Annotated in this window: 37 protein-coding genes; 31 read left to right on the top strand and 6 right to left on the bottom strand. The window is 71.2% G+C overall.

Annotated elements, in window-relative coordinates:
* Positions 1-31: 31 nt before the first annotated feature.
* Positions 32-484, bottom strand: coding sequence for a hypothetical protein (locus ACFUEL_RS20420; RefSeq protein ID WP_380237808.1), 453 nt, complete (start codon positions 482-484; stop codon positions 32-34).
* A gap of 135 nt (positions 485-619) precedes the next feature.
* Between ACFUEL_RS20420 and ACFUEL_RS20415 the strand changes: the two genes are divergently transcribed.
* From ACFUEL_RS20415 to ACFUEL_RS20400, 4 genes are all read left to right on the top strand, one after another.
* The gene (locus ACFUEL_RS20415) at positions 620-1,051 is read left to right on the top strand and encodes a hypothetical protein (RefSeq protein WP_380237807.1); all 432 of its coding nucleotides are present in this window, start codon (positions 620-622) and stop codon (positions 1,049-1,051) included.
* A 77-nt stretch (positions 1,052-1,128) separates the two neighbouring features.
* On the top strand, positions 1,129-1,329 hold the full coding sequence (locus tag ACFUEL_RS20410) for a hypothetical protein (RefSeq protein ID WP_380237806.1): 201 nt from the start codon (positions 1,129-1,131) through the stop codon (positions 1,327-1,329).
* 124 nt (positions 1,330-1,453) lie between these two features.
* Positions 1,454-1,642 carry a hypothetical protein gene (locus ACFUEL_RS20405; protein ID WP_380237805.1) on the top strand — a complete coding sequence of 63 codons (189 nt, stop codon included), beginning with the start codon at positions 1,454-1,456 and terminating at the stop codon, positions 1,640-1,642.
* 12 nt (positions 1,643-1,654) lie between these two features.
* A complete protein-coding gene (locus tag ACFUEL_RS20400; protein WP_380237804.1) occupies positions 1,655-1,864 on the top strand; it encodes a hypothetical protein in 210 nt (69 codons plus the stop codon).
* A 184-nt stretch (positions 1,865-2,048) separates the two neighbouring features.
* Here the strand turns inward: ACFUEL_RS20400 and ACFUEL_RS20395 are convergent, their stop codons facing one another.
* Positions 2,049-2,972, bottom strand: coding sequence for a GH25 family lysozyme (locus tag ACFUEL_RS20395; RefSeq protein ID WP_380237803.1), 924 nt, complete (start codon positions 2,970-2,972; stop codon positions 2,049-2,051).
* 132 nt (positions 2,973-3,104) lie between these two features.
* On the opposite strand from ACFUEL_RS20395, the gene ACFUEL_RS20390 reads away from it, so the two are divergent.
* The 14 genes from ACFUEL_RS20390 to ACFUEL_RS20325 all read left to right on the top strand — a co-directional run bounded on the left by ACFUEL_RS20390 (position 3,105) and on the right by ACFUEL_RS20325 (position 9,022).
* On the top strand, positions 3,105-3,245 hold the full coding sequence (locus ACFUEL_RS20390; RefSeq protein WP_380237802.1) for a hypothetical protein: 141 nt from the start codon (positions 3,105-3,107) through the stop codon (positions 3,243-3,245).
* Positions 3,242-4,354 carry a hypothetical protein gene (locus tag ACFUEL_RS20385; protein ID WP_380237801.1) on the top strand — a complete coding sequence of 371 codons (1,113 nt, stop codon included), beginning with the start codon at positions 3,242-3,244 and terminating at the stop codon, positions 4,352-4,354. Before ACFUEL_RS20390 ends, ACFUEL_RS20385 begins: the two co-directional genes overlap by 4 nt.
* Before the next feature lie 3 nt (positions 4,355-4,357).
* Positions 4,358-4,588, top strand: a complete 231-nt coding sequence (locus tag ACFUEL_RS20380) for a hypothetical protein (RefSeq protein ID WP_380237800.1) — start codon at positions 4,358-4,360, stop codon at positions 4,586-4,588.
* Between the two features lie 132 nt (positions 4,589-4,720).
* Positions 4,721-4,966, top strand: a complete 246-nt coding sequence (locus ACFUEL_RS20375) for a hypothetical protein (protein ID WP_380237799.1) — start codon at positions 4,721-4,723, stop codon at positions 4,964-4,966.
* Between the two features lie 3 nt (positions 4,967-4,969).
* On the top strand, positions 4,970-5,212 hold the full coding sequence (locus tag ACFUEL_RS20370; RefSeq protein ID WP_380237798.1) for a hypothetical protein: 243 nt from the start codon (positions 4,970-4,972) through the stop codon (positions 5,210-5,212).
* Positions 5,213-5,226: 14 nt separating this feature from the next.
* Complete coding sequence (locus tag ACFUEL_RS20365) at positions 5,227-5,388, top strand: hypothetical protein (RefSeq protein ID WP_380237797.1); 162 nt, start codon at positions 5,227-5,229, stop codon at positions 5,386-5,388.
* A gap of 16 nt (positions 5,389-5,404) precedes the next feature.
* Positions 5,405-5,836, top strand: coding sequence for a hypothetical protein (locus ACFUEL_RS20360; RefSeq protein ID WP_380237796.1), 432 nt, complete (start codon positions 5,405-5,407; stop codon positions 5,834-5,836).
* Positions 5,829-6,425: a LysM peptidoglycan-binding domain-containing protein gene (locus ACFUEL_RS20355; RefSeq protein WP_380237795.1), complete on the top strand. Its 597-nt coding sequence runs from the start codon at positions 5,829-5,831 to the stop codon at positions 6,423-6,425. The genes ACFUEL_RS20360 and ACFUEL_RS20355 overlap by 8 nt, the downstream gene beginning before the upstream one ends.
* 13 nt (positions 6,426-6,438) lie before the next feature.
* The gene (locus ACFUEL_RS20350) at positions 6,439-6,696 is read left to right on the top strand and encodes a hypothetical protein (protein WP_380237794.1); all 258 of its coding nucleotides are present in this window, start codon (positions 6,439-6,441) and stop codon (positions 6,694-6,696) included.
* On the top strand, positions 6,696-6,884 hold the full coding sequence (locus ACFUEL_RS20345) for a hypothetical protein (protein WP_380237793.1): 189 nt from the start codon (positions 6,696-6,698) through the stop codon (positions 6,882-6,884). Before ACFUEL_RS20350 ends, ACFUEL_RS20345 begins: the two co-directional genes overlap by 1 nt.
* A 19-nt stretch (positions 6,885-6,903) precedes the next feature.
* The gene (locus tag ACFUEL_RS20340) at positions 6,904-7,227 is read left to right on the top strand and encodes a hypothetical protein (protein ID WP_380237792.1); all 324 of its coding nucleotides are present in this window, start codon (positions 6,904-6,906) and stop codon (positions 7,225-7,227) included.
* A gap of 3 nt (positions 7,228-7,230) precedes the next feature.
* On the top strand, positions 7,231-7,950 hold the full coding sequence (locus ACFUEL_RS20335) for a transglycosylase SLT domain-containing protein (protein WP_380237791.1): 720 nt from the start codon (positions 7,231-7,233) through the stop codon (positions 7,948-7,950).
* Between the two features lie 5 nt (positions 7,951-7,955).
* On the top strand, positions 7,956-8,201 hold the full coding sequence (locus ACFUEL_RS20330) for a hypothetical protein (RefSeq protein WP_380237790.1): 246 nt from the start codon (positions 7,956-7,958) through the stop codon (positions 8,199-8,201).
* Positions 8,198-9,022 carry a hypothetical protein gene (locus ACFUEL_RS20325; protein WP_380237789.1) on the top strand — a complete coding sequence of 275 codons (825 nt, stop codon included), beginning with the start codon at positions 8,198-8,200 and terminating at the stop codon, positions 9,020-9,022. Before ACFUEL_RS20330 ends, ACFUEL_RS20325 begins: the two co-directional genes overlap by 4 nt.
* Here the strand turns inward: ACFUEL_RS20325 and ACFUEL_RS20320 are convergent.
* The 4 genes from ACFUEL_RS20320 to ACFUEL_RS20305 are packed head-to-tail and all read right to left on the bottom strand — an operon-like array spanning position 9,019 to position 10,998.
* Positions 9,019-9,747 carry an ATP-binding protein gene (locus ACFUEL_RS20320; RefSeq protein WP_380237788.1) on the bottom strand — a complete coding sequence of 243 codons (729 nt, stop codon included), beginning with the start codon at positions 9,745-9,747 and terminating at the stop codon, positions 9,019-9,021. The genes ACFUEL_RS20325 and ACFUEL_RS20320 overlap by 4 nt on opposite strands.
* Complete coding sequence (locus ACFUEL_RS20315; RefSeq protein ID WP_380237787.1) at positions 9,734-10,510, bottom strand: hypothetical protein; 777 nt, start codon at positions 10,508-10,510, stop codon at positions 9,734-9,736. The genes ACFUEL_RS20320 and ACFUEL_RS20315 overlap by 14 nt, the downstream gene beginning before the upstream one ends.
* The gene (locus tag ACFUEL_RS20310) at positions 10,500-10,802 is read right to left on the bottom strand and encodes a hypothetical protein (protein WP_380237785.1); all 303 of its coding nucleotides are present in this window, start codon (positions 10,800-10,802) and stop codon (positions 10,500-10,502) included. Before ACFUEL_RS20310 ends, ACFUEL_RS20315 begins: the two co-directional genes overlap by 11 nt.
* Positions 10,795-10,998 carry a hypothetical protein gene (locus ACFUEL_RS20305; protein WP_380237784.1) on the bottom strand — a complete coding sequence of 68 codons (204 nt, stop codon included), beginning with the start codon at positions 10,996-10,998 and terminating at the stop codon, positions 10,795-10,797. The genes ACFUEL_RS20310 and ACFUEL_RS20305 overlap by 8 nt, the downstream gene beginning before the upstream one ends.
* Before the next feature lie 35 nt (positions 10,999-11,033).
* Here ACFUEL_RS20305 and ACFUEL_RS20300 point away from each other — a divergent pair, with 35 nt between their 5' ends.
* The 13 genes from ACFUEL_RS20300 (at position 11,034) to ACFUEL_RS20240 (ending at position 14,508) form a co-directional block, all read left to right on the top strand.
* Positions 11,034-11,195 (top strand): hypothetical protein, encoded by a 162-nt coding sequence (locus tag ACFUEL_RS20300; protein WP_380237783.1) that lies wholly within the window; start codon positions 11,034-11,036, stop codon positions 11,193-11,195.
* Positions 11,192-12,079: a hypothetical protein gene (locus ACFUEL_RS20295; RefSeq protein WP_380237782.1), complete on the top strand. Its 888-nt coding sequence runs from the start codon at positions 11,192-11,194 to the stop codon at positions 12,077-12,079. The genes ACFUEL_RS20300 and ACFUEL_RS20295 overlap by 4 nt, the downstream gene beginning before the upstream one ends.
* Before the next feature lie 11 nt (positions 12,080-12,090).
* On the top strand, positions 12,091-12,252 hold the full coding sequence (locus tag ACFUEL_RS20290) for a hypothetical protein (RefSeq protein WP_380237781.1): 162 nt from the start codon (positions 12,091-12,093) through the stop codon (positions 12,250-12,252).
* Positions 12,253-12,254: 2 nt separating this feature from the next.
* A complete protein-coding gene (locus ACFUEL_RS20285) occupies positions 12,255-12,458 on the top strand; it encodes a hypothetical protein (RefSeq protein WP_380237780.1) in 204 nt (67 codons plus the stop codon).
* Positions 12,455-12,664, top strand: a complete 210-nt coding sequence (locus ACFUEL_RS20280; protein WP_380237779.1) for a hypothetical protein — start codon at positions 12,455-12,457, stop codon at positions 12,662-12,664. Before ACFUEL_RS20285 ends, ACFUEL_RS20280 begins: the two co-directional genes overlap by 4 nt.
* Positions 12,661-12,888, top strand: coding sequence for a hypothetical protein (locus ACFUEL_RS20275; protein ID WP_380237778.1), 228 nt, complete (start codon positions 12,661-12,663; stop codon positions 12,886-12,888). The genes ACFUEL_RS20280 and ACFUEL_RS20275 overlap by 4 nt, the downstream gene beginning before the upstream one ends.
* Positions 12,885-13,163: a hypothetical protein gene (locus ACFUEL_RS20270; protein WP_380237777.1), complete on the top strand. Its 279-nt coding sequence runs from the start codon at positions 12,885-12,887 to the stop codon at positions 13,161-13,163. Before ACFUEL_RS20275 ends, ACFUEL_RS20270 begins: the two co-directional genes overlap by 4 nt.
* A gap of 72 nt (positions 13,164-13,235) precedes the next feature.
* Positions 13,236-13,490 (top strand): hypothetical protein, encoded by a 255-nt coding sequence (locus ACFUEL_RS20265; RefSeq protein WP_380237776.1) that lies wholly within the window; start codon positions 13,236-13,238, stop codon positions 13,488-13,490.
* Positions 13,487-13,672: a hypothetical protein gene (locus ACFUEL_RS20260; RefSeq protein ID WP_380237774.1), complete on the top strand. Its 186-nt coding sequence runs from the start codon at positions 13,487-13,489 to the stop codon at positions 13,670-13,672. The genes ACFUEL_RS20265 and ACFUEL_RS20260 overlap by 4 nt, the downstream gene beginning before the upstream one ends.
* Positions 13,672-13,893 (top strand): hypothetical protein, encoded by a 222-nt coding sequence (locus ACFUEL_RS20255; protein ID WP_380237773.1) that lies wholly within the window; start codon positions 13,672-13,674, stop codon positions 13,891-13,893. Before ACFUEL_RS20260 ends, ACFUEL_RS20255 begins: the two co-directional genes overlap by 1 nt.
* Positions 13,881-14,084 carry a hypothetical protein gene (locus tag ACFUEL_RS20250; RefSeq protein ID WP_380237772.1) on the top strand — a complete coding sequence of 68 codons (204 nt, stop codon included), beginning with the start codon at positions 13,881-13,883 and terminating at the stop codon, positions 14,082-14,084. The genes ACFUEL_RS20255 and ACFUEL_RS20250 overlap by 13 nt, the downstream gene beginning before the upstream one ends.
* Complete coding sequence (locus tag ACFUEL_RS20245) at positions 14,081-14,326, top strand: hypothetical protein (RefSeq protein ID WP_380237771.1); 246 nt, start codon at positions 14,081-14,083, stop codon at positions 14,324-14,326. The genes ACFUEL_RS20250 and ACFUEL_RS20245 overlap by 4 nt, the downstream gene beginning before the upstream one ends.
* On the top strand, positions 14,323-14,508 hold the full coding sequence (locus tag ACFUEL_RS20240; protein WP_380237769.1) for a hypothetical protein: 186 nt from the start codon (positions 14,323-14,325) through the stop codon (positions 14,506-14,508). The genes ACFUEL_RS20245 and ACFUEL_RS20240 overlap by 4 nt, the downstream gene beginning before the upstream one ends.
* Positions 14,509-14,700 lie beyond the last annotated feature (192 nt).

Genomic DNA, 14,700 nt, shown 5'->3' with positions numbered 1-14,700 from the left:
AACATGAGGTTGTCGCCCATCGGGCCCGCGGTCAGTGGCTGGTGAGCCACTGCTTCGCGAGGATGTGCCGCAGCGAGCGGGCCGCCTGCTCGGCGTGCTCGGCGTACCGCTGGTGTTCGGCGTGGTGCTCCGGGGTGGTGCGCCACGTGGTCCAGCTCGAGTAGTCCTGCGCCCACTGGCCGGCCTCGCTGTGCAGGATGGCGTGCGTCCGCAGGGAACTGATCTGGCGGTTGGTGGGCGTCCGCACCTCATCGGGCGTCCACCGGTGGGCGTGGGCGTAGCTGAGCACGTCCAGGCCGGACAACAGGGTGAGTCGGGTAGGAGTGTCCGACACCCTGGTCACGGTGATGTGGTGCGTGATCAGCCCGCTGTCCTCGGACCGGGCCACGGTGAGCCACGGTCCGTCCGCGGGGTCCGCGACGGCGGCCCGCAGCAGCAGGACGAGCAGCAGTCCGGGTGGACGAAGATCATCATAGGCGCTCATAGGACTCCCTCAGTGCAGTGCCGACCCGACCGGACCGACGAGAGAAACGATAGCGGACTGACGTTTTTTCCGCTACTGTGTACCTCAGAGCGGCAACGAGAGGTTGTCGCCCAACTCACCAAGGAGGTACGGCCGATGAGCGGTCGTCACGCGGCCCCGCCGAAGAAGCGGGCCAAGAAGCAGTACGAAGACGACGACTTCGCGAAGATGGTGGGCCGCATGGTCTCCGCCTTCGAGAAGCGGGCGTCCGAGAACCCCGACGCCCTCGCCTACATGCTCACCGTTCAGGACGAGTTCCGGGACGCCGTGGACCGTGCGGCGCACCGACTCCACACCGAGGGCGGTTTCAGCCTCGGGGACATCGCCCGCTTCCTCACCTTCGGCGGCCACACCATGAGCCGTCAGAACGCGGTGAAGCGGTGGGGTCCGGCGGCCATGGCGCGCAAGCTCGGCGTCCCGTCCATCACCGCGAAGATCAACGCCCGCAAGGCCGACGTCCAGGCCGCCTCCCGCGAGGTCTGGGGAGACGAGCTGGCCGCCCGCCGCGAGGCGCGCCGGTCCGCGTAGCACAACGGCGGCCCCCCTGCGGAGAGATCAGGGGGGCCGCCACGTCGATACCAGCTTACGGGAGAGGACCCGAACAGATGAGCCCGCGATACCTGCCGGACAGCATGGACGACATCACCAACTACCCGCCGCTCCCTCACGACCGCCCGGTCACCCACTGCGAGGAGTGCGGCGAGCGGAAGTGCAGCTGCTGCGCGCGCTGCCGGGAGTGCAAGCGCCACCCGGGGAACCCCAGCTACCACGCCGCGAGGGTGTTCCCCTGCGCGGTCTGCGGCTGACCGGTACCACCACAGAAACGACGCCGCCCGGTCGATATCGCTTCACCGATATCACCGGGCGGCACCCTCAAGGATGGGCGATATCACCGTGTCGAGACCACGGCAGAACACCTACAGCTCCAGCGTGCTGGCGAGCTTCACCCCTGAAATCCACACCCTACTGCGCGCGGAGGCGGAGCGGCGCGGTATCTCGATCCGGGCGCTGATCCGCCTGTACGTCCGCGTCGGTATCGACTGCGATACCGAGATCCGTGCCAAGCGGGAGGCCGCCCTCGCGTACGAGCGCGACCGGTGCACCTGCAAGACCCGATAGGGAGAGAGCGATATGAGCAAGTCGGGCATGAGGGAATTCGGCGATACCGCGTCGGGAGTCGTTGTGGACGAACACGACTGGGGCGGATACAACCCTCGGATGGTGAAGCCGCGCCGCCGCGTCGTGGGCACGGTCCACCGGATCTTCCCGGCCGCACCCAACGTCGTGGGCGTGCGGACCACGGCCGGGGACGAGTTCGTGATCCGCACCGATCTGCACTGACCGACAGCAGCAAGCAGGGCCCCCGTGAGCGCTTCACGGGGGCCCTGCTCGTTTTCGGTGGCAACCCCCGGGCGCCGTACCAGGGCGGGAGAGGCCGACAACACGGGGTTGTCACCGATCCGGATGTCCCCGACGCTACAGCCCTCGGGGCCCGGCCGTCAGCCGAACGGCCGCAGACGGCCCGTTAGGGGAGGTTGATCTCCTGGCCCGGGAAGATCAGGTCCGGGTTCGAGATCTTCGGGTTCGCCTGCTCCAGCGCCGCCAGGGTCACCCGGTGCGCCTGCGCGATCTGCGAGAGGTTGTCGCCCGGGCGCACCACGTAGGTGCGCCGCGGCGCGGGGGCCGGGGCCGGGGCGGACCCGGCGGCCGGGAGCTGGAGCACCTGCCCCGGGAAGATCCGGTCCGGGTTCGAGATCTGCGGGTTGGCGTCCTCCAGCATCGAGAGGCTGACGCCGTGCCGGGCCGCGATGGTCGAGAGGTTGTCGCCCGGCACCACCGTGTAGGTAGGCCACCCGGTCGACGTCGGCGGCGCCGACGGCCGCGGGGTGCCGTTGGCGCCCGCCCACGCGCGCAGCTGCTCCGCGGAGCCGTTGAACACGTCCAGGTCCACGCCGTCCTGCCCGTACTGGTGGATGAGCCACGGGGCCGACACATTCGGCCGGCCGGGGGCGTGGTCCGGGTCCGCGATCCACAGCCCGTCACCCGCGAACCTGGACTTGTCGCGGTTCACCCAGAAGTCCCGGTTGCAGTAGAGGACCACCTTGACCCCCGGCGCGAGGCGCTGCACGGCCCGGATGAACTGGTCCTTCTCGGCGGAGCTCGCGGCCCCGGCGGAGCTCGCCGTCTCCCAGTCGCAGGCGAGGAAGTCGCCCGGCTGCGCGGCGGCCTGGCGGACGAAGTAGGCGGCCTGCTCGTCGATGTGACCGGGCCACAGGTAGTGGTAGTGGCCCACGACGTGACCGGCCGCGCGGGCGGTGGCCACCTGCGCGGTGTGGTCCGGGTTGGTGTAGGTCCGGCCCTCGGTGGCCTTGACGACCGTGAAGGCGATGCCGGGCCGGTCCACGTTGGCGGCCTGGATGGACGAGACGTCGATGCCGAACGCGCTCAACTGAATCTCCCTGTAGCGGAGGTGGCGGGATCAGGGCTATGGTGCTAAGGAATTACTGTATACCCCCCTGGGGTATATGGTGCCAGGATCTCGTATACCCCCGGGGGGTATCCAGTGCCCACGCGTCGAATCATGGAACTCACCCTGATCACGGGCGTTCTCCTCCATCCCGTACTCGGCATGGTCCGTCTCTGGGCCGCGAAGACCCTCGCCGAGACCCGACCCGGCAGCCTCGCCCACGGGGCCGCCGAGATTGCGACGGTCCTCGCATGACCGACTCCGGCGTCGTCACCGGCCGCCAGCAGCCGCAGACCACCATCGAGCCGCCCGGCGGCCCGTTCATCCGGCACTCTCAGCCCGGCCGCCGCCCGCAGTACGACATCCCGGGTATCCAGTTCGGCGGCCTGGTCTCCCAGCCGCTCGCGTCGGTGCCCGGCTACCTCCGCGGCTACCGGCTGAAGTTCAAGGCCACCGGCGGCGCGGGCTCCAGCGTCGCGGGCAACGCGGACGCGCCGTTCAACTGCGTCAGCCTGGTCACCCTCAAGGACTCGTTCGGCAACCCGCTGATCGTCGGTCCGGGCTACGAGATCCTGAACCTCCTGCCCATGTTCTCCGGGCAGTTCGGCATCGGCCCCACCCGCGACGTGAAGAACCTCGCGAGCTACTCCGCGATCGCCGCGGGCACCGGCAACTTCACCTTCTCGACCTACCTGCCGCTGGAGTTCGCGAAGGCGTACGGCGTGATCTCCGGCGCGAACGCCTCGCTGCTGCCCACGCTCACCCTGAACATGGCCCCGAGCTCCGGCGTCTACTCCACGCTGCCCACGACCGTCCCGACGATCGAGCTCGTCAACGACTCGGACTTCTACTGGCTGCCCGAGGGCGTCGCGATCCAGCCGCCCGGACTCGGCACCACCTGCCAGTGGGTGTACCAGCAGGCGAACCCCACCTTCGGCGCGAACTCCACCACCACGGTGCAGCTCCCGCGTCTCGGCGGCTACCTGACCGAGCTCATCTTCATCCTGCGCGACTCGACCGGCGCCCGCGTGGACGCCTGGCCGCAGCGCTTCCGGCTCCTCGTGGACGGCGTGCCGCTCATCGACTCGGACATCACCGAGATCTACGACGACATGCAGATCACCTACGACGGCCTCACCCGGCCGACCGGCGTCATCGCCATCTCGCGCAAGACCTCGCTCGCGCAGAACCAGCAGGGTCTGTTCGACACCGGCGAGACCTACCTCTCCACCAACCCCGGCACCCTCATCGAGGTGCAGGGTGCGCCGTGGGGCTCCGGCGGCACCGCCCCCTACACCCTCTCCTGCCTGGTCGGTCAGGTGGTCCCCGCGGGCACCCTGATCCAGGGCCTCCCGGAGGTGTAACCGATGGCCGGCCTGAACCTCGGCATGAGCGCGGGCTTCACCGTCCCGGCCCCGGCGCTGCCCCCCTCGTACGCCAACACCCAGGAGGGGGGGACGATCTCCAGCCGGGCGTACGGCATCGTCGGCGCGTCCTCCCCGACCGCGGGCCGCGAGACTGCCGCCCTCGGCTCCGTCGCCGTCGGCATCGCCGCCACCGTCGCGCTCACCTGGCTCTGGTGGACCCTCCCCCACTGAGCCCCACCCCGAACGGAGTTGATCAGCATGTCCCGCCACTTCATCGTGGGCGTCCTCGTGGGCGTCGGCGGCGTCTGGGCCTACCACAAGTGGGTCCGCCCGATGCCCACGTCCACCACCCGGTAGTCCCCGGTGCCCGCCATCGGCATGGGCCTGCTCTGGGGCGGCTACACCCTCATGCTCTGGGGCTACTGCCAGCTCCAGGGCTACAAGATCGGCATCGCGGAGCTCGTCATCCCCGGCCGGTACAAGGGCAAGTGGCCCCCGGAGCAGTACGCCGCGGCACCCAGCAGCGGCGGCACCGATCAGTACGTCGGACCCGACCAGCACCCCGGCGACGCGCCGTGGACCTACCAGAAGCCCCAGCCGGAGGTCTGATCCGTGACGACGCTCATCCTGGCGTGGCTCGTCGGTGAGGGCCTGATCATCTACCGGGAGGTGGCCCGGGAGAACCGGCCGCCGTTGCCCGCCGATCTGATCAGCACGAGCGGCCTGTTCGTGCTCCTGGCCCTCCTCGCGGAGGCGTACTCCGGCCTCGCCAACACGCTCGCGTGGGGGTTCGTCGGCGCCGCGTTCCTGAACTTCTGGCCGAGCAAGGCCACCCAGAACCAGACCGCGCAGTAAGGGAGTTGAGAACCATGCGACCCACCACCTTCATCGGGCTTCTCGGCCTGGTGGTCACCGGCATCATCATCGCGGACGTCCTGATCCACCCCGAGGGCACCCGCGCCGCCGCGAACGGGATCGTCTCGATCACCAAGCCTGCGGAGTCCGCGCTTCTCGGCGTCGCACCGCAGTAGGAGGGGGAGCTCCGGCATGCGCTACCACATGAACACCGCGGGCGTCCCGGCCAACGCCCTGGCCGCGCTGATGCCGCAGCCCACCACATCCACTCGCGCGAGCTCCGGCGGCCTGGTCCGCGTGCACGGCTTCCCGGGCACGCAGGCGATTCCCTCGCCCCGGCCCGCCGCGATCCCGCCCACCTCGTTCGACCCGCGCACCCAGCCGTCGCACTGCTCCCCGGACGTCATGTTCCCGTCGATCTACTACCCGACGCCGGAGAACATGCACCCGCCCGTGAGCCTGCTGCGGGACAACCCGATGCCCGTCCCGGCCGTGCAGATCTACAACCTCGCGGGCGTCGCGCAGCGCATGCGGCGCGTCGGCGGGCAGTCGCAGATCGGTCAGCCCGCGGTCGTCCAGACGTGGCCGCAGTGGCGCGGCACCGGCCGGGTGACCCATGGCTGAGGCGTTCACGGGGACGACGAAGATCGGCCCGCTGCCCGCGTGGGCGTGGGCGGTCGGCGCCGGTGGGCTCCTCGGCCTGGTGTGGTTCCTGCGCAAGCCTGCGAAGGCCACCGGCGACGACGCCGACACGAAGGCGGCGCAGCAGCCGGTCTACACCGGCTCGCCCACTACCACCGTCATGCCCGTCGATCAGGGCCTGTCGGACAATCAGTTCCGGCTCCTGTGGGATCAGCTGAAGCTGCTCCAGGGGCAGCCCTCCACCCCGCCGCCCACGACGACTCCCCCGCCCACGACGACTCCCCCGCCGGTCACCACCCCGTCCCCGGTGCCCACCCCGCCCCCCTCCCAGCCCGCGCCGGTCCAGGACCTCGGGACGCAGTGGGTCACGGTCAAGACCGGCGACTCCTTCAGCTCCATCGCGGCCCGGTACGGCAAGGGCTGGGAGGAGCTGTGGAACTACCAGCTGGCCCCCGGCATCCGCCCGGCCGAGACGCAGGCCACCCTCCGGGCCCGCGCCGCGACCGGCATGCAGAACGTCCTCATGAACAACTCGTCCGTGGCCATCCCCGGCACGTGGCGCCTGGTGTAAGGGAGATGACGACATGTGCGCAGGATGCGGTGGCAGCTGCTCCAGCAGCGCCCCGAACTTCAGCACCACCCAGAACGTCGGGCCGCCGGAGATGCGCATCCTCGGCACCCACGGCGCCCCGACCGCGGCCCCGACCCACCTCATCCGCCAGGCGGCCGACGTGGCCACCTACGAGACGCTGTACTCCGGCCTCACCCCGGCCGGTGAACCGGCGCTCATGGTGGCCGCGGGCACGTTCGCGTCGCTCCACTCCGCCGGGAGGTACCGCTGATGATGACTGCGCGCCTGGAGCGCAACTGGCACGCGATCCCCGGCGGCATCGCGGTGCCCGTCGCCAACGGCTGGAGCCGCGGCACCCTGCTGCGCGGCGCGGGCGCTGCGCTCCGGCTCCCCCCGGCCGCCATCCCGATGGACCCGTCCGACCGCCAGACGTGGACCCGCCCGGTCCGCTTCACCTGATCCCCGAGAGGAGCCCACCGTGGCTGACTGGACCGCGATCCGCGAGGACGACGCCATCGCGTTCATGGTGTCCGCCGGGCTCGTGTACGAGGTGATTGCTGCCGCCTGCTCGTCCCCGCAGACCGCCGAGATCAACGCGGGCAAGCGGAGCGCCACCCTGATGAAGTGGGTGAACATCGGCACGCTCCAGGCCGCCGCGCTCGTCGGCGTCGCCGCCATGATGAGCAAGCGCCCGGGCCCCACCATCCTCGGCGGCGGCGTCGCCATCGGCCTGATGTACGCCCAGTACATGCACGCCCGCGCCGCCGGGCTCAAGTCGTCCGCGCCCGGCACCGAGGACTGACCGGTGGCCGCCCTCTCTTACCAGACGCTGGAGAACCTCTGGACGTCCGCGGGCGGCCCGGCGGAGCTCGCCCCCACGATGGCCGCCATCGCCATCGCCGAGTCCGGCGGCAACCCGTCCGCGCTCAACACCACCCCGCCGGACTACTCGGTGGGGCTGTGGCAGATCAACTACTACGGCTCCCTCCTGCCCGGCCGCACGAAGGCGTTCGGCTCCCCGTCCGCGCTGCGCGCCAGCCCGCAGGCGCAGGCCCGCGCCGCCGTCTCGATCTACAAGAGCCAGGGGCTCAAGGCGTGGTCCACCTACACCAACGGCGCGTACCGGAAGTACATGAACGGCGCGGCCTATGACGGCAGCGACGCCGCGCCGTCCGGCGGCACCGGCACCGGGACCGGCACCGTGACGCAGGCCAGCGACACCAGCAAGGCAGACTGCCTCATCGGGTTCGACCTGCCGGTCGTGGGCTACGTCTGCCTGCTCACCCGCGGCCAGGGCCGCGCCGTCCTCGGCAGCCTGCTGTGCGTCGGCGGCGCCGTCGTGGGCGGACTCGGCCTCATCATCCTTGCCGCGTACGGCCTCCAGAAGTCCGGCGCGCTCGACCAGGCCGCCAGCGCCGCGAACGTGATCCCGGGCGGCGGCGCGCTGGCTGGCCAGCTCGCCGCCGGGGCGCAGCACATTCGGAGCCAGCCGAAGACCACCCAGCAGAGGGCGAAGGGCGCGTGACGACGATGGACAGACTCGCGGAGTACTGCACGGCGGGCGCCGCCCTGCTGGGCGTCGTTGGCGGCCTGCTGCGGTACCTGATGCGGATCAGCACGACGATCCAGGACGCCTCCACCGTCGCGGCCGGGGCCGTCAAGGCGTTGGACCGGCACGTAGCCGAGTCCGACCGGCGGCACGAGCAGCTGCGCGATCGGGTGGACGAGCACGGCCAGGCCCTCGCCGTCCTCCAGAACCGCGGGAGCTCGCTGTGACGATCCAGCCCCTCCACCAGCAGCTGCTGAGCCAGTTCGACGCCGACACCCAGACGGTCGAGTTCCTGTTCCCCCCGGTGCCGCAGGGCCTGATCTGGACCGGCTCCATCTCGGTGTCCTTCCCGCAGGGCCACGACCCGCAGGGCATTTCCTGGACCCTCTACCGCTCCGGCACCCCGTTCCTCAGCGCGTTCGAGTGGCCCGTCTTCCGCGACGTCCAGGCCGTAGGGCAGGAACAGCTCCGGCTCGTCGGCGTGTACCTCGGCGCGCAGGACCCGCCCTCCTACCAGATCACCGCGAGCTGGGACGGGTTCTCGGCGGCCGGGTGGACGGACGGCGGCGGCGTCTCCCCCGCCAGCCCCACCGTGGACAACTCCACCCGCGGGTTCGTGCAGGTGTACAACACCCTCGGCGTCGGCTCCCAGCTTGAGGTGATGGCAGACCCGCTGTCCTACAACGTCCTCCAGGACTACTACGAGCTGCTGACGCCAGCGGGCGGCACCGGGAACATCATCCCCGCCGTCCCCGCGACGAAGTACCTCCAGATCTGGGAGATCGAGCTCCAGGTGTCGGCGGCACAGCTCGCGGCCGTCGCGGGCGTCCAGTCCGTCACGGCGCACGTGCAGAGCTCGGACGGGAACATCATCGAGCTCTGCACCGTGAAGACCGTGCCCGGCACCACCGCGCACCAGCGGGTGCACATGGCCATGCACGGCTTCAACATCGGGGCCGGGAAGACCATGCAGGTGGTGGCCGGGGCCTACGGCGGCAGCGACGTGCGGGTGTGCGCGACCGTGGTCTACGAGCTCAAGACGCTCTAGCGCGCGGGCGCCTTCGTGATGATCAGCGGGTCGTGCGGGTTTCGGTTCGCCACGAGCACGTGGTACGGCGGGAGCGCCCGCACCGCTTCCTGCACCATCCGCCAGTCCCGGCCTATGATCTCCGCGAGGGCCTTGACGACGTTGACGTCCCGGGTGGGCCACACCACCACCCACGTCGCCTGACGGGACGCCGCGGTGGGCACCCACGCCGGGGCCTGATACGAGGTGACGAAGCTGATGCCCTTGTCGCGGGCCGCGATGAGCAGGAGCTCCGCCTGCGCCCCCAGGTTCATCATCTTCCGGTCCGCCAGGAGCTGGAACTCGTCCGCGTAGACGGTCCACCCCCGGCTCTCGAAGACCCCGTTCATCACCTCGCGGAGCAGCTGCTCCAGGAGCGCCCGGTCTGCCAGCGTCCGCGTCTTCCCGCCGACGATGAAGCGGGCCGGGCGGCCCTCGGCGATCTGCTCGTACACCTGCCGGGGCGGCGGCCACTCCAGCAGCCGCGGCCACCCCGTGGTGGCCAAGGTCGAGTCCCCGCCCTTCGGGTCCAGGGCGAGGACGTACTTCCGGTGGGCCATCGCCCCCAGCGCGAACGTGCTCTTCCCCATGCCGGTGGGCCCGATGAGCGCGCAGTGCTGGCCGGGTTTCCACTCGTGCTGCCAGTAGGTGAGGAAGTCCTCCCAGGAGAGGCCCTCCACCTCATCACCAGTGCTACGCGGCAGCACTCAGACCACCGTCACCCGGCTGCGCCCACATGCCGTCGAACAGGCCGTTGATCATGTCGTCCAACATGGCGTCCAGGCTCGCCGGGTCCTCCACGCCCATGTCCTTGAGCGCCTTCTCCTCCCGCTTGGCCTTCGCCTTCAGGCGAGGCCCGGCGAGCAGCACCCACTGCCGCATCATGCCCTTCAGCATCGGCAGGAGCATGGGGGCCCGGGCCGGGTTCATCGAGATCGCCGTGACGATCACCGGCGGACCGATCAGGGAGAAGACCTCCCCGGCGGTCTGCTGACCGCGCGCCAGGGGCTGGAGCACCTTGTCCGCGAGGGTGTCCCGGAGGGTGTCCTCCAGGATGGCGCCCGCGATCGGCGCCTGCATCTGGAGCACCCGCGCGGTGGGCATCAGCCCCTGCTGGCCGGCCGCGGTGCCGAGCAGGCCCCACGCCCCGGCCGCCAGCTCCTCCAGCGACACGCGCTTCTTCGGCGGACGCATCCCGGAGCCGGACCGGCGCCCGCCACCCAGCAGCTTCCCGGCCAGACCCGGCGGCGGCGTGGGGGCCACCTCCCCGGTGTCCAGCGGCTCCGGCGGCCGGACACCCGGGCCCTCGGCCCCGCCGTCGATCACCGACAACGACGGGTTGTCGGTCATCACGGCGTCCGGGTGGGCAGCGGCGTAGAGCTCGCGGAACTCCTCGTTCAGCCGCCCACGGACCGGCACGTCGTGCCCGGCCTCGCGCGCCCACTGGCGGATCTCTCGGTCAGTCGTCATCGTCGTTCCCCCACAGGAAAGAGGTGATCTTGCGGTAGGTCTTGGGCTGCTTCTCCGGCTCCGGCTTGGCCTTGCCCGCCTCCAGCGCCGCCAGCCGGTCACTCAGCGACTTCTGCTCGGCCGCCGCGGCGTCCCCGGCGCGCACCTTCGCCACCGCGGCTTCTACCTGCGCCGTGACGTCGCCCGCGGCGGCTGCCTTCGGGGCTGCGCTCTTCGGCTGCGCCCCGGCCATCACCTCGGCGACGATCGCCTTCACGTCCTCGGCTGTCAGCGCCTTGTCGTCGTCACCCACGGCGCGGCCCCTTCAGCATGCCGAACACGGGCGAGCTGGCGAGCTTCGCGCCCATCGGGGAGCTCGCGAGCTTCACCATCGGGGAGTCGAGCAGCGGCGCCGCCCGCTCCACCAGCGGCATGAGCTTGGTCAGCATCTCGTGGATTTCGTGGATTTCGCGGGCCACGTCCGGGCCCACCAATTCGGTTTCAGCCATACCGGCAGCATACCCCCGGGGGGTATCATCCGACTATGGATGACGAAACAGCAGAGGTGCCCGAATACACCGTGGCGAATCGCGTCATGGCGGGCGTGATGGTGCTCGCCGCCCTCGGCCTGGTCTACATCGGCCTGGACGTCATGACCGGCGGAGCGATCAGCCGGGCCCTCTCCCGCACACCGGAGGAGCAGTGACCACCACCCCCACGGACACCGAGATCCTCTCCACCCCGGCCCCGTCCCAGGAAGCGGGCGCATGGCTGGAGCTCGTCGCCCAGATCGGTAGCGACGTCGGCCGGATGGCGGACGGCCAGGACCGCCGGGACCGTCACGGCCGTACGAAGCTCGCCGGGATCAAGTACACCGCCACCTCCTCTGCCGTCGTCCAGCCCACCGGCACCGCCGTGTTCGACCTCGGCGCACCGGCCGTCGGCCGCCAGTGGTCCGTGCGCCGCCTGCTCCTGGTGGACAACACCAACCCGGGCGGCACCATCACCGGCGGCATCCCCACCGCCAAGACGCTGTCCTTCGCCGCGGGCGCGGCCGGACTGGTGGGCCTGGACCAGGGCGCGGTGATGACCGGGTTCGACATCGCCACCGCGCCGGTCGGCGCCGCCGTGTCCGGCCCCGTCACGGTGCAGAGCCTCGCGACGATCTCCAGCGTCCTGACCTACCAGCTGTCCTGTCCGGTCGCGGGCGGCCTGCCGCTCAGCGTCCGCTTCCCGCAGGGCATCCCCGCCTACGACTCCACCTCGTTCCCGCAGGTGTCCGTCCCCGCCATCGCGGGCGGCCCGGCCTACTCGGTGACCCTGTTCGGGTACTCCCGGGCCACCGGCTCCACCCCGGGAACCGGCTGGTGGTACATCGGCGCCCCGGCCGCCTATGCCCCGCAGAACGCTGCCGTGCGCATCCCCAGCCTCCCCCACACCGAAGACTTCGGCGGAGAGCAGGTGTGCGTCATCCCGCGCGACCGCCTCTTCGCCGTCGTGACCGGCGCCACCCCGGGCCGGACCCTCGTCGCCCGCGCGGACGTCCTGGACTCCGAGCAGGGCACCGCTACCGCCATCGAATCGATCTGAGAGGACCCCCCATGAGCACCGCACAGAACGAGCTGCTGCACGCGATCGTCGCCAAGCTCCCCGCCCACACCGAGGCGGAGGCGCTCGGGCTCCAGGACGCCGTGGACGCCGCGTTCCCGCTGGACGAGCCCCCCGCGGAGGCCCCCGCCGCCGACGAGACCCCGGAGGTCTGACCATGGCCGCCCCCGTGGACGAGTTCCGGAAGGTGATCCGCCACGTCGCCTCCGCTGGCGGTCACGTCCTGGAGTGGCTGGAGGGCACCGAGTCCATCACCCTGAACGGCCACCCCCTCTGGGCGGAGGACATCGTCGCCCTGATCGACAAGCTGACCGAGGCCCTCGCCCTCCTGGGCGGGAAGCCCCCGGAGCGCCCGGAGTGAGGCCCCGCCTGCTGCTCCTCGGTGGGGGCCTGGTCCTCGCCGGGCTGCTGCTCCTCGCCCCGCCCCCGCGGCGCGCCAGCGCCTGGCGCACCGCGGCCCGGGCCGGGGAACACGTCGGGTGGTGGGCTTGGCGCGGCGGCCTCACCGCCCACGACCGCTACGCAACGATCATGATGGACCACGCCCAGAGAGGGGCACCCCAGTGAGCAAGCCGAGTGACTCCGAGCTCCTCAACAAGTTCCGCCACCACCCGCCCGGCCCGGAGCGGGCCGCCGCGCACAACGTCGTGCGCGGGGTGTGCGGCCACCTCGCCACCACCCTGGACGAGCTCCTCCCGCCCGGTCCGGAGCGGGAGCAGGCGATGCTCCGGCTCCGCGAGGTGATGTTCTGGTCGAACGCCGCCGTGGCCGTGCAGCCGCAGCCGCGATGAAGATCTGCGCGTACTGCATCGCGGACGTCCTCAACCACCCGAACCGCTACCGGGTGGAGGACAACGGGGTGGGCGACCGGGCTTTCCTGGCCGCCGCGATCGAGCTGCACGCCACGGAAGATCCGGACCGCCCCCGGATCATCGACACCCACGCGGCGGGCGGCAGGGACTGGGGGTTCGGCGCGGTGCTCCCTCTCCGGGCCGTCACCACGCTCAACGGGGTGAGCTGCTGCGTGCTGTGCGCGGCGGCCCGCACCCCGCCCCGCCCTTACTGACGGGGCGTCAAAGTCCAGGGCTCCGGCGGGAATTGGGCTCCGCGCCGGGGCCCTGTCCCGTACCATCCCGCCATGGCTACCCACGACGACACCACCCCCGAGCGAATCCGCCAGGCGCAGGGCCTCACCTCCCTCGGCATCACCCTCGCGGGCTGCCTGCTCGCCTACGTGCTGCACACCCTCTCCCTCGCCCTCGGGGCCGCTCCCCTGGCCCTCGGGTCCGTCTGGTGGCACGAGCTCCGCCTACGCCGCTACCAGAAGTGGCACATGCAGGAGCACCCGGATTGTGACCAAATCCCGAACAAGGCCCCTACCATGGCGCCATGAGCAGCATGAGCGACGAAGAGTTCGCCTGGTGGTTCGGCTCCGAGGGGCTCCCCCGGGAGAGCCGCCAGCAGCTCTCCCCCTACCTCCGCGCGCACCGCGGGCACCCGGCGTACCGGGGCTCCGCGGAGACGCGGAAGACCGACAACGCGCGGTTGTCGCGCACCGGAGAGAAGGCGGCGTGATGGACGCTGGACAGCTGTACCGCAAGTACCAGCTCAAGACCGTGACGGGCGAGCTCAAGCCGGAGGACCCGTTCCCCTGCCGCGACGAGTTCGTCCGGGACAACGGCGGCGAGGACGGCCCGGCCGGGCTCGTGTGGGACTCCCTCGTGCAGATGGAGGCCATCACCTGCCCCGGCGAGAGCCACCCCCACCGGGTGGTCTACACCCCGTGGGACGCCTGATGGGCTACGCCGTGGAGAGCTGCGCGCTCGACGTGACGGTCTCCCTGGACGCCCACGGCGGCCAGAGGGAACGGGAGCACGGGGTGCTCTGGGACGAGATGTGCGAGAAGCTGCGCGCCGCCGTCCTGCTTATCGTGGAGGACCCGCGCTACGCCGAGCTCCGGCCGTACACCTCGGTGGTGGCCGGATGAGCGACGAGCAGCCCCCGCTCCCCGCCGTAGGCGGGTACCTCCGGAAGCTTCAGGCCGCCGCCGAGATACCCGAGTACACCCGGAAGCAGCAGAGGCAGGACCAGGCGAACGCCCGCGCGTTCCACACCACCCTGACGGACAACGGCCGCCGCCGCCCGCGCATCGTGGCGCTCACCGAGGCCGGCCAGGAGGAGCCGGAGCTCCACCTCCAGCCCCGCCCCGGGCCGCCGGAGGCAGCGTGAGCGAGCAGCAGGAGATCCGGGCCGTGCTGGAGATGCTCGGCCCGTCCGGCGAGCTGCTGGAAGAGATGGAGGTGTCCATCCCGGTCCACAACCCCGGATCGGTCTGGACGACGGGCCGAAGCTGGGCCTTCGGAACCAGCGCGCGCCTGCGTGTACATGCCATGCCGCCGAAGGCGACATGAGCTACAACTACGGAGGGTGACGCCGAAGGCGGAACCCCTCCCCCGCTCCACACCCCCTCAGCCCCCCTGGCCCACACCCAGGGGGGCACTTTCATGCCCGCGCGGCCGAAGGCCGCCAAAACCCCCCCCAGGGTGCGGCTGGCACCCAGCCGCGGAAGGCGGCAGCAGCCGCAGTGTGCCCAGGGGGACAGC

The organism is Kitasatospora sp. NPDC057198, assembly GCF_042670125.1.
GTDB lineage: Bacteria > Actinomycetota > Actinomycetes > Streptomycetales > Streptomycetaceae > Kitasatospora.
This window is presented reverse-complemented; position numbering and strand designations above follow the sequence as displayed.

Coding starts and splice junctions, on each gene's coding strand:
- ACFUEL_RS20260 (WP_380237774.1), top strand. CDS start 13,487: ATGAGCAGCATGAGCGACGAAGAGTTCGCCTGGTGGTTCGGCTCCGAG.
- ACFUEL_RS20400 (WP_380237804.1), top strand. CDS start 1,655: ATGAGCAAGTCGGGCATGAGGGAATTCGGCGATACCGCGTCGGGAGTC.
- ACFUEL_RS20265 (WP_380237776.1), top strand. CDS start 13,236: ATGGCTACCCACGACGACACCACCCCCGAGCGAATCCGCCAGGCGCAG.
- ACFUEL_RS20350 (WP_380237794.1), top strand. CDS start 6,439: ATGTGCGCAGGATGCGGTGGCAGCTGCTCCAGCAGCGCCCCGAACTTC.
- ACFUEL_RS20285 (WP_380237780.1), top strand. CDS start 12,255: ATGGCCGCCCCCGTGGACGAGTTCCGGAAGGTGATCCGCCACGTCGCC.
- ACFUEL_RS20270 (WP_380237777.1), top strand. CDS start 12,885: ATGAAGATCTGCGCGTACTGCATCGCGGACGTCCTCAACCACCCGAAC.
- ACFUEL_RS20315 (WP_380237787.1), bottom strand. CDS start 10,510: ATGACGACTGACCGAGAGATCCGCCAGTGGGCGCGCGAGGCCGGGCAC.
- ACFUEL_RS20300 (WP_380237783.1), top strand. CDS start 11,034: ATGGATGACGAAACAGCAGAGGTGCCCGAATACACCGTGGCGAATCGC.
- ACFUEL_RS20385 (WP_380237801.1), top strand. CDS start 3,242: ATGACCGACTCCGGCGTCGTCACCGGCCGCCAGCAGCCGCAGACCACC.
- ACFUEL_RS20360 (WP_380237796.1), top strand. CDS start 5,405: ATGCGCTACCACATGAACACCGCGGGCGTCCCGGCCAACGCCCTGGCC.
- ACFUEL_RS20415 (WP_380237807.1), top strand. CDS start 620: ATGAGCGGTCGTCACGCGGCCCCGCCGAAGAAGCGGGCCAAGAAGCAG.
- ACFUEL_RS20245 (WP_380237771.1), top strand. CDS start 14,081: ATGAGCGACGAGCAGCCCCCGCTCCCCGCCGTAGGCGGGTACCTCCGG.
- ACFUEL_RS20420 (WP_380237808.1), bottom strand. CDS start 484: ATGAGCGCCTATGATGATCTTCGTCCACCCGGACTGCTGCTCGTCCTG.
- ACFUEL_RS20330 (WP_380237790.1), top strand. CDS start 7,956: ATGGACAGACTCGCGGAGTACTGCACGGCGGGCGCCGCCCTGCTGGGC.
- ACFUEL_RS20255 (WP_380237773.1), top strand. CDS start 13,672: ATGGACGCTGGACAGCTGTACCGCAAGTACCAGCTCAAGACCGTGACG.
- ACFUEL_RS20345 (WP_380237793.1), top strand. CDS start 6,696: ATGATGACTGCGCGCCTGGAGCGCAACTGGCACGCGATCCCCGGCGGC.
- ACFUEL_RS20365 (WP_380237797.1), top strand. CDS start 5,227: ATGCGACCCACCACCTTCATCGGGCTTCTCGGCCTGGTGGTCACCGGC.
- ACFUEL_RS20410 (WP_380237806.1), top strand. CDS start 1,129: ATGAGCCCGCGATACCTGCCGGACAGCATGGACGACATCACCAACTAC.
- ACFUEL_RS20390 (WP_380237802.1), top strand. CDS start 3,105: ATGGAACTCACCCTGATCACGGGCGTTCTCCTCCATCCCGTACTCGGC.
- ACFUEL_RS20305 (WP_380237784.1), bottom strand. CDS start 10,998: ATGGCTGAAACCGAATTGGTGGGCCCGGACGTGGCCCGCGAAATCCAC.
- ACFUEL_RS20290 (WP_380237781.1), top strand. CDS start 12,091: ATGAGCACCGCACAGAACGAGCTGCTGCACGCGATCGTCGCCAAGCTC.
- ACFUEL_RS20380 (WP_380237800.1), top strand. CDS start 4,358: ATGGCCGGCCTGAACCTCGGCATGAGCGCGGGCTTCACCGTCCCGGCC.
- ACFUEL_RS20355 (WP_380237795.1), top strand. CDS start 5,829: ATGGCTGAGGCGTTCACGGGGACGACGAAGATCGGCCCGCTGCCCGCG.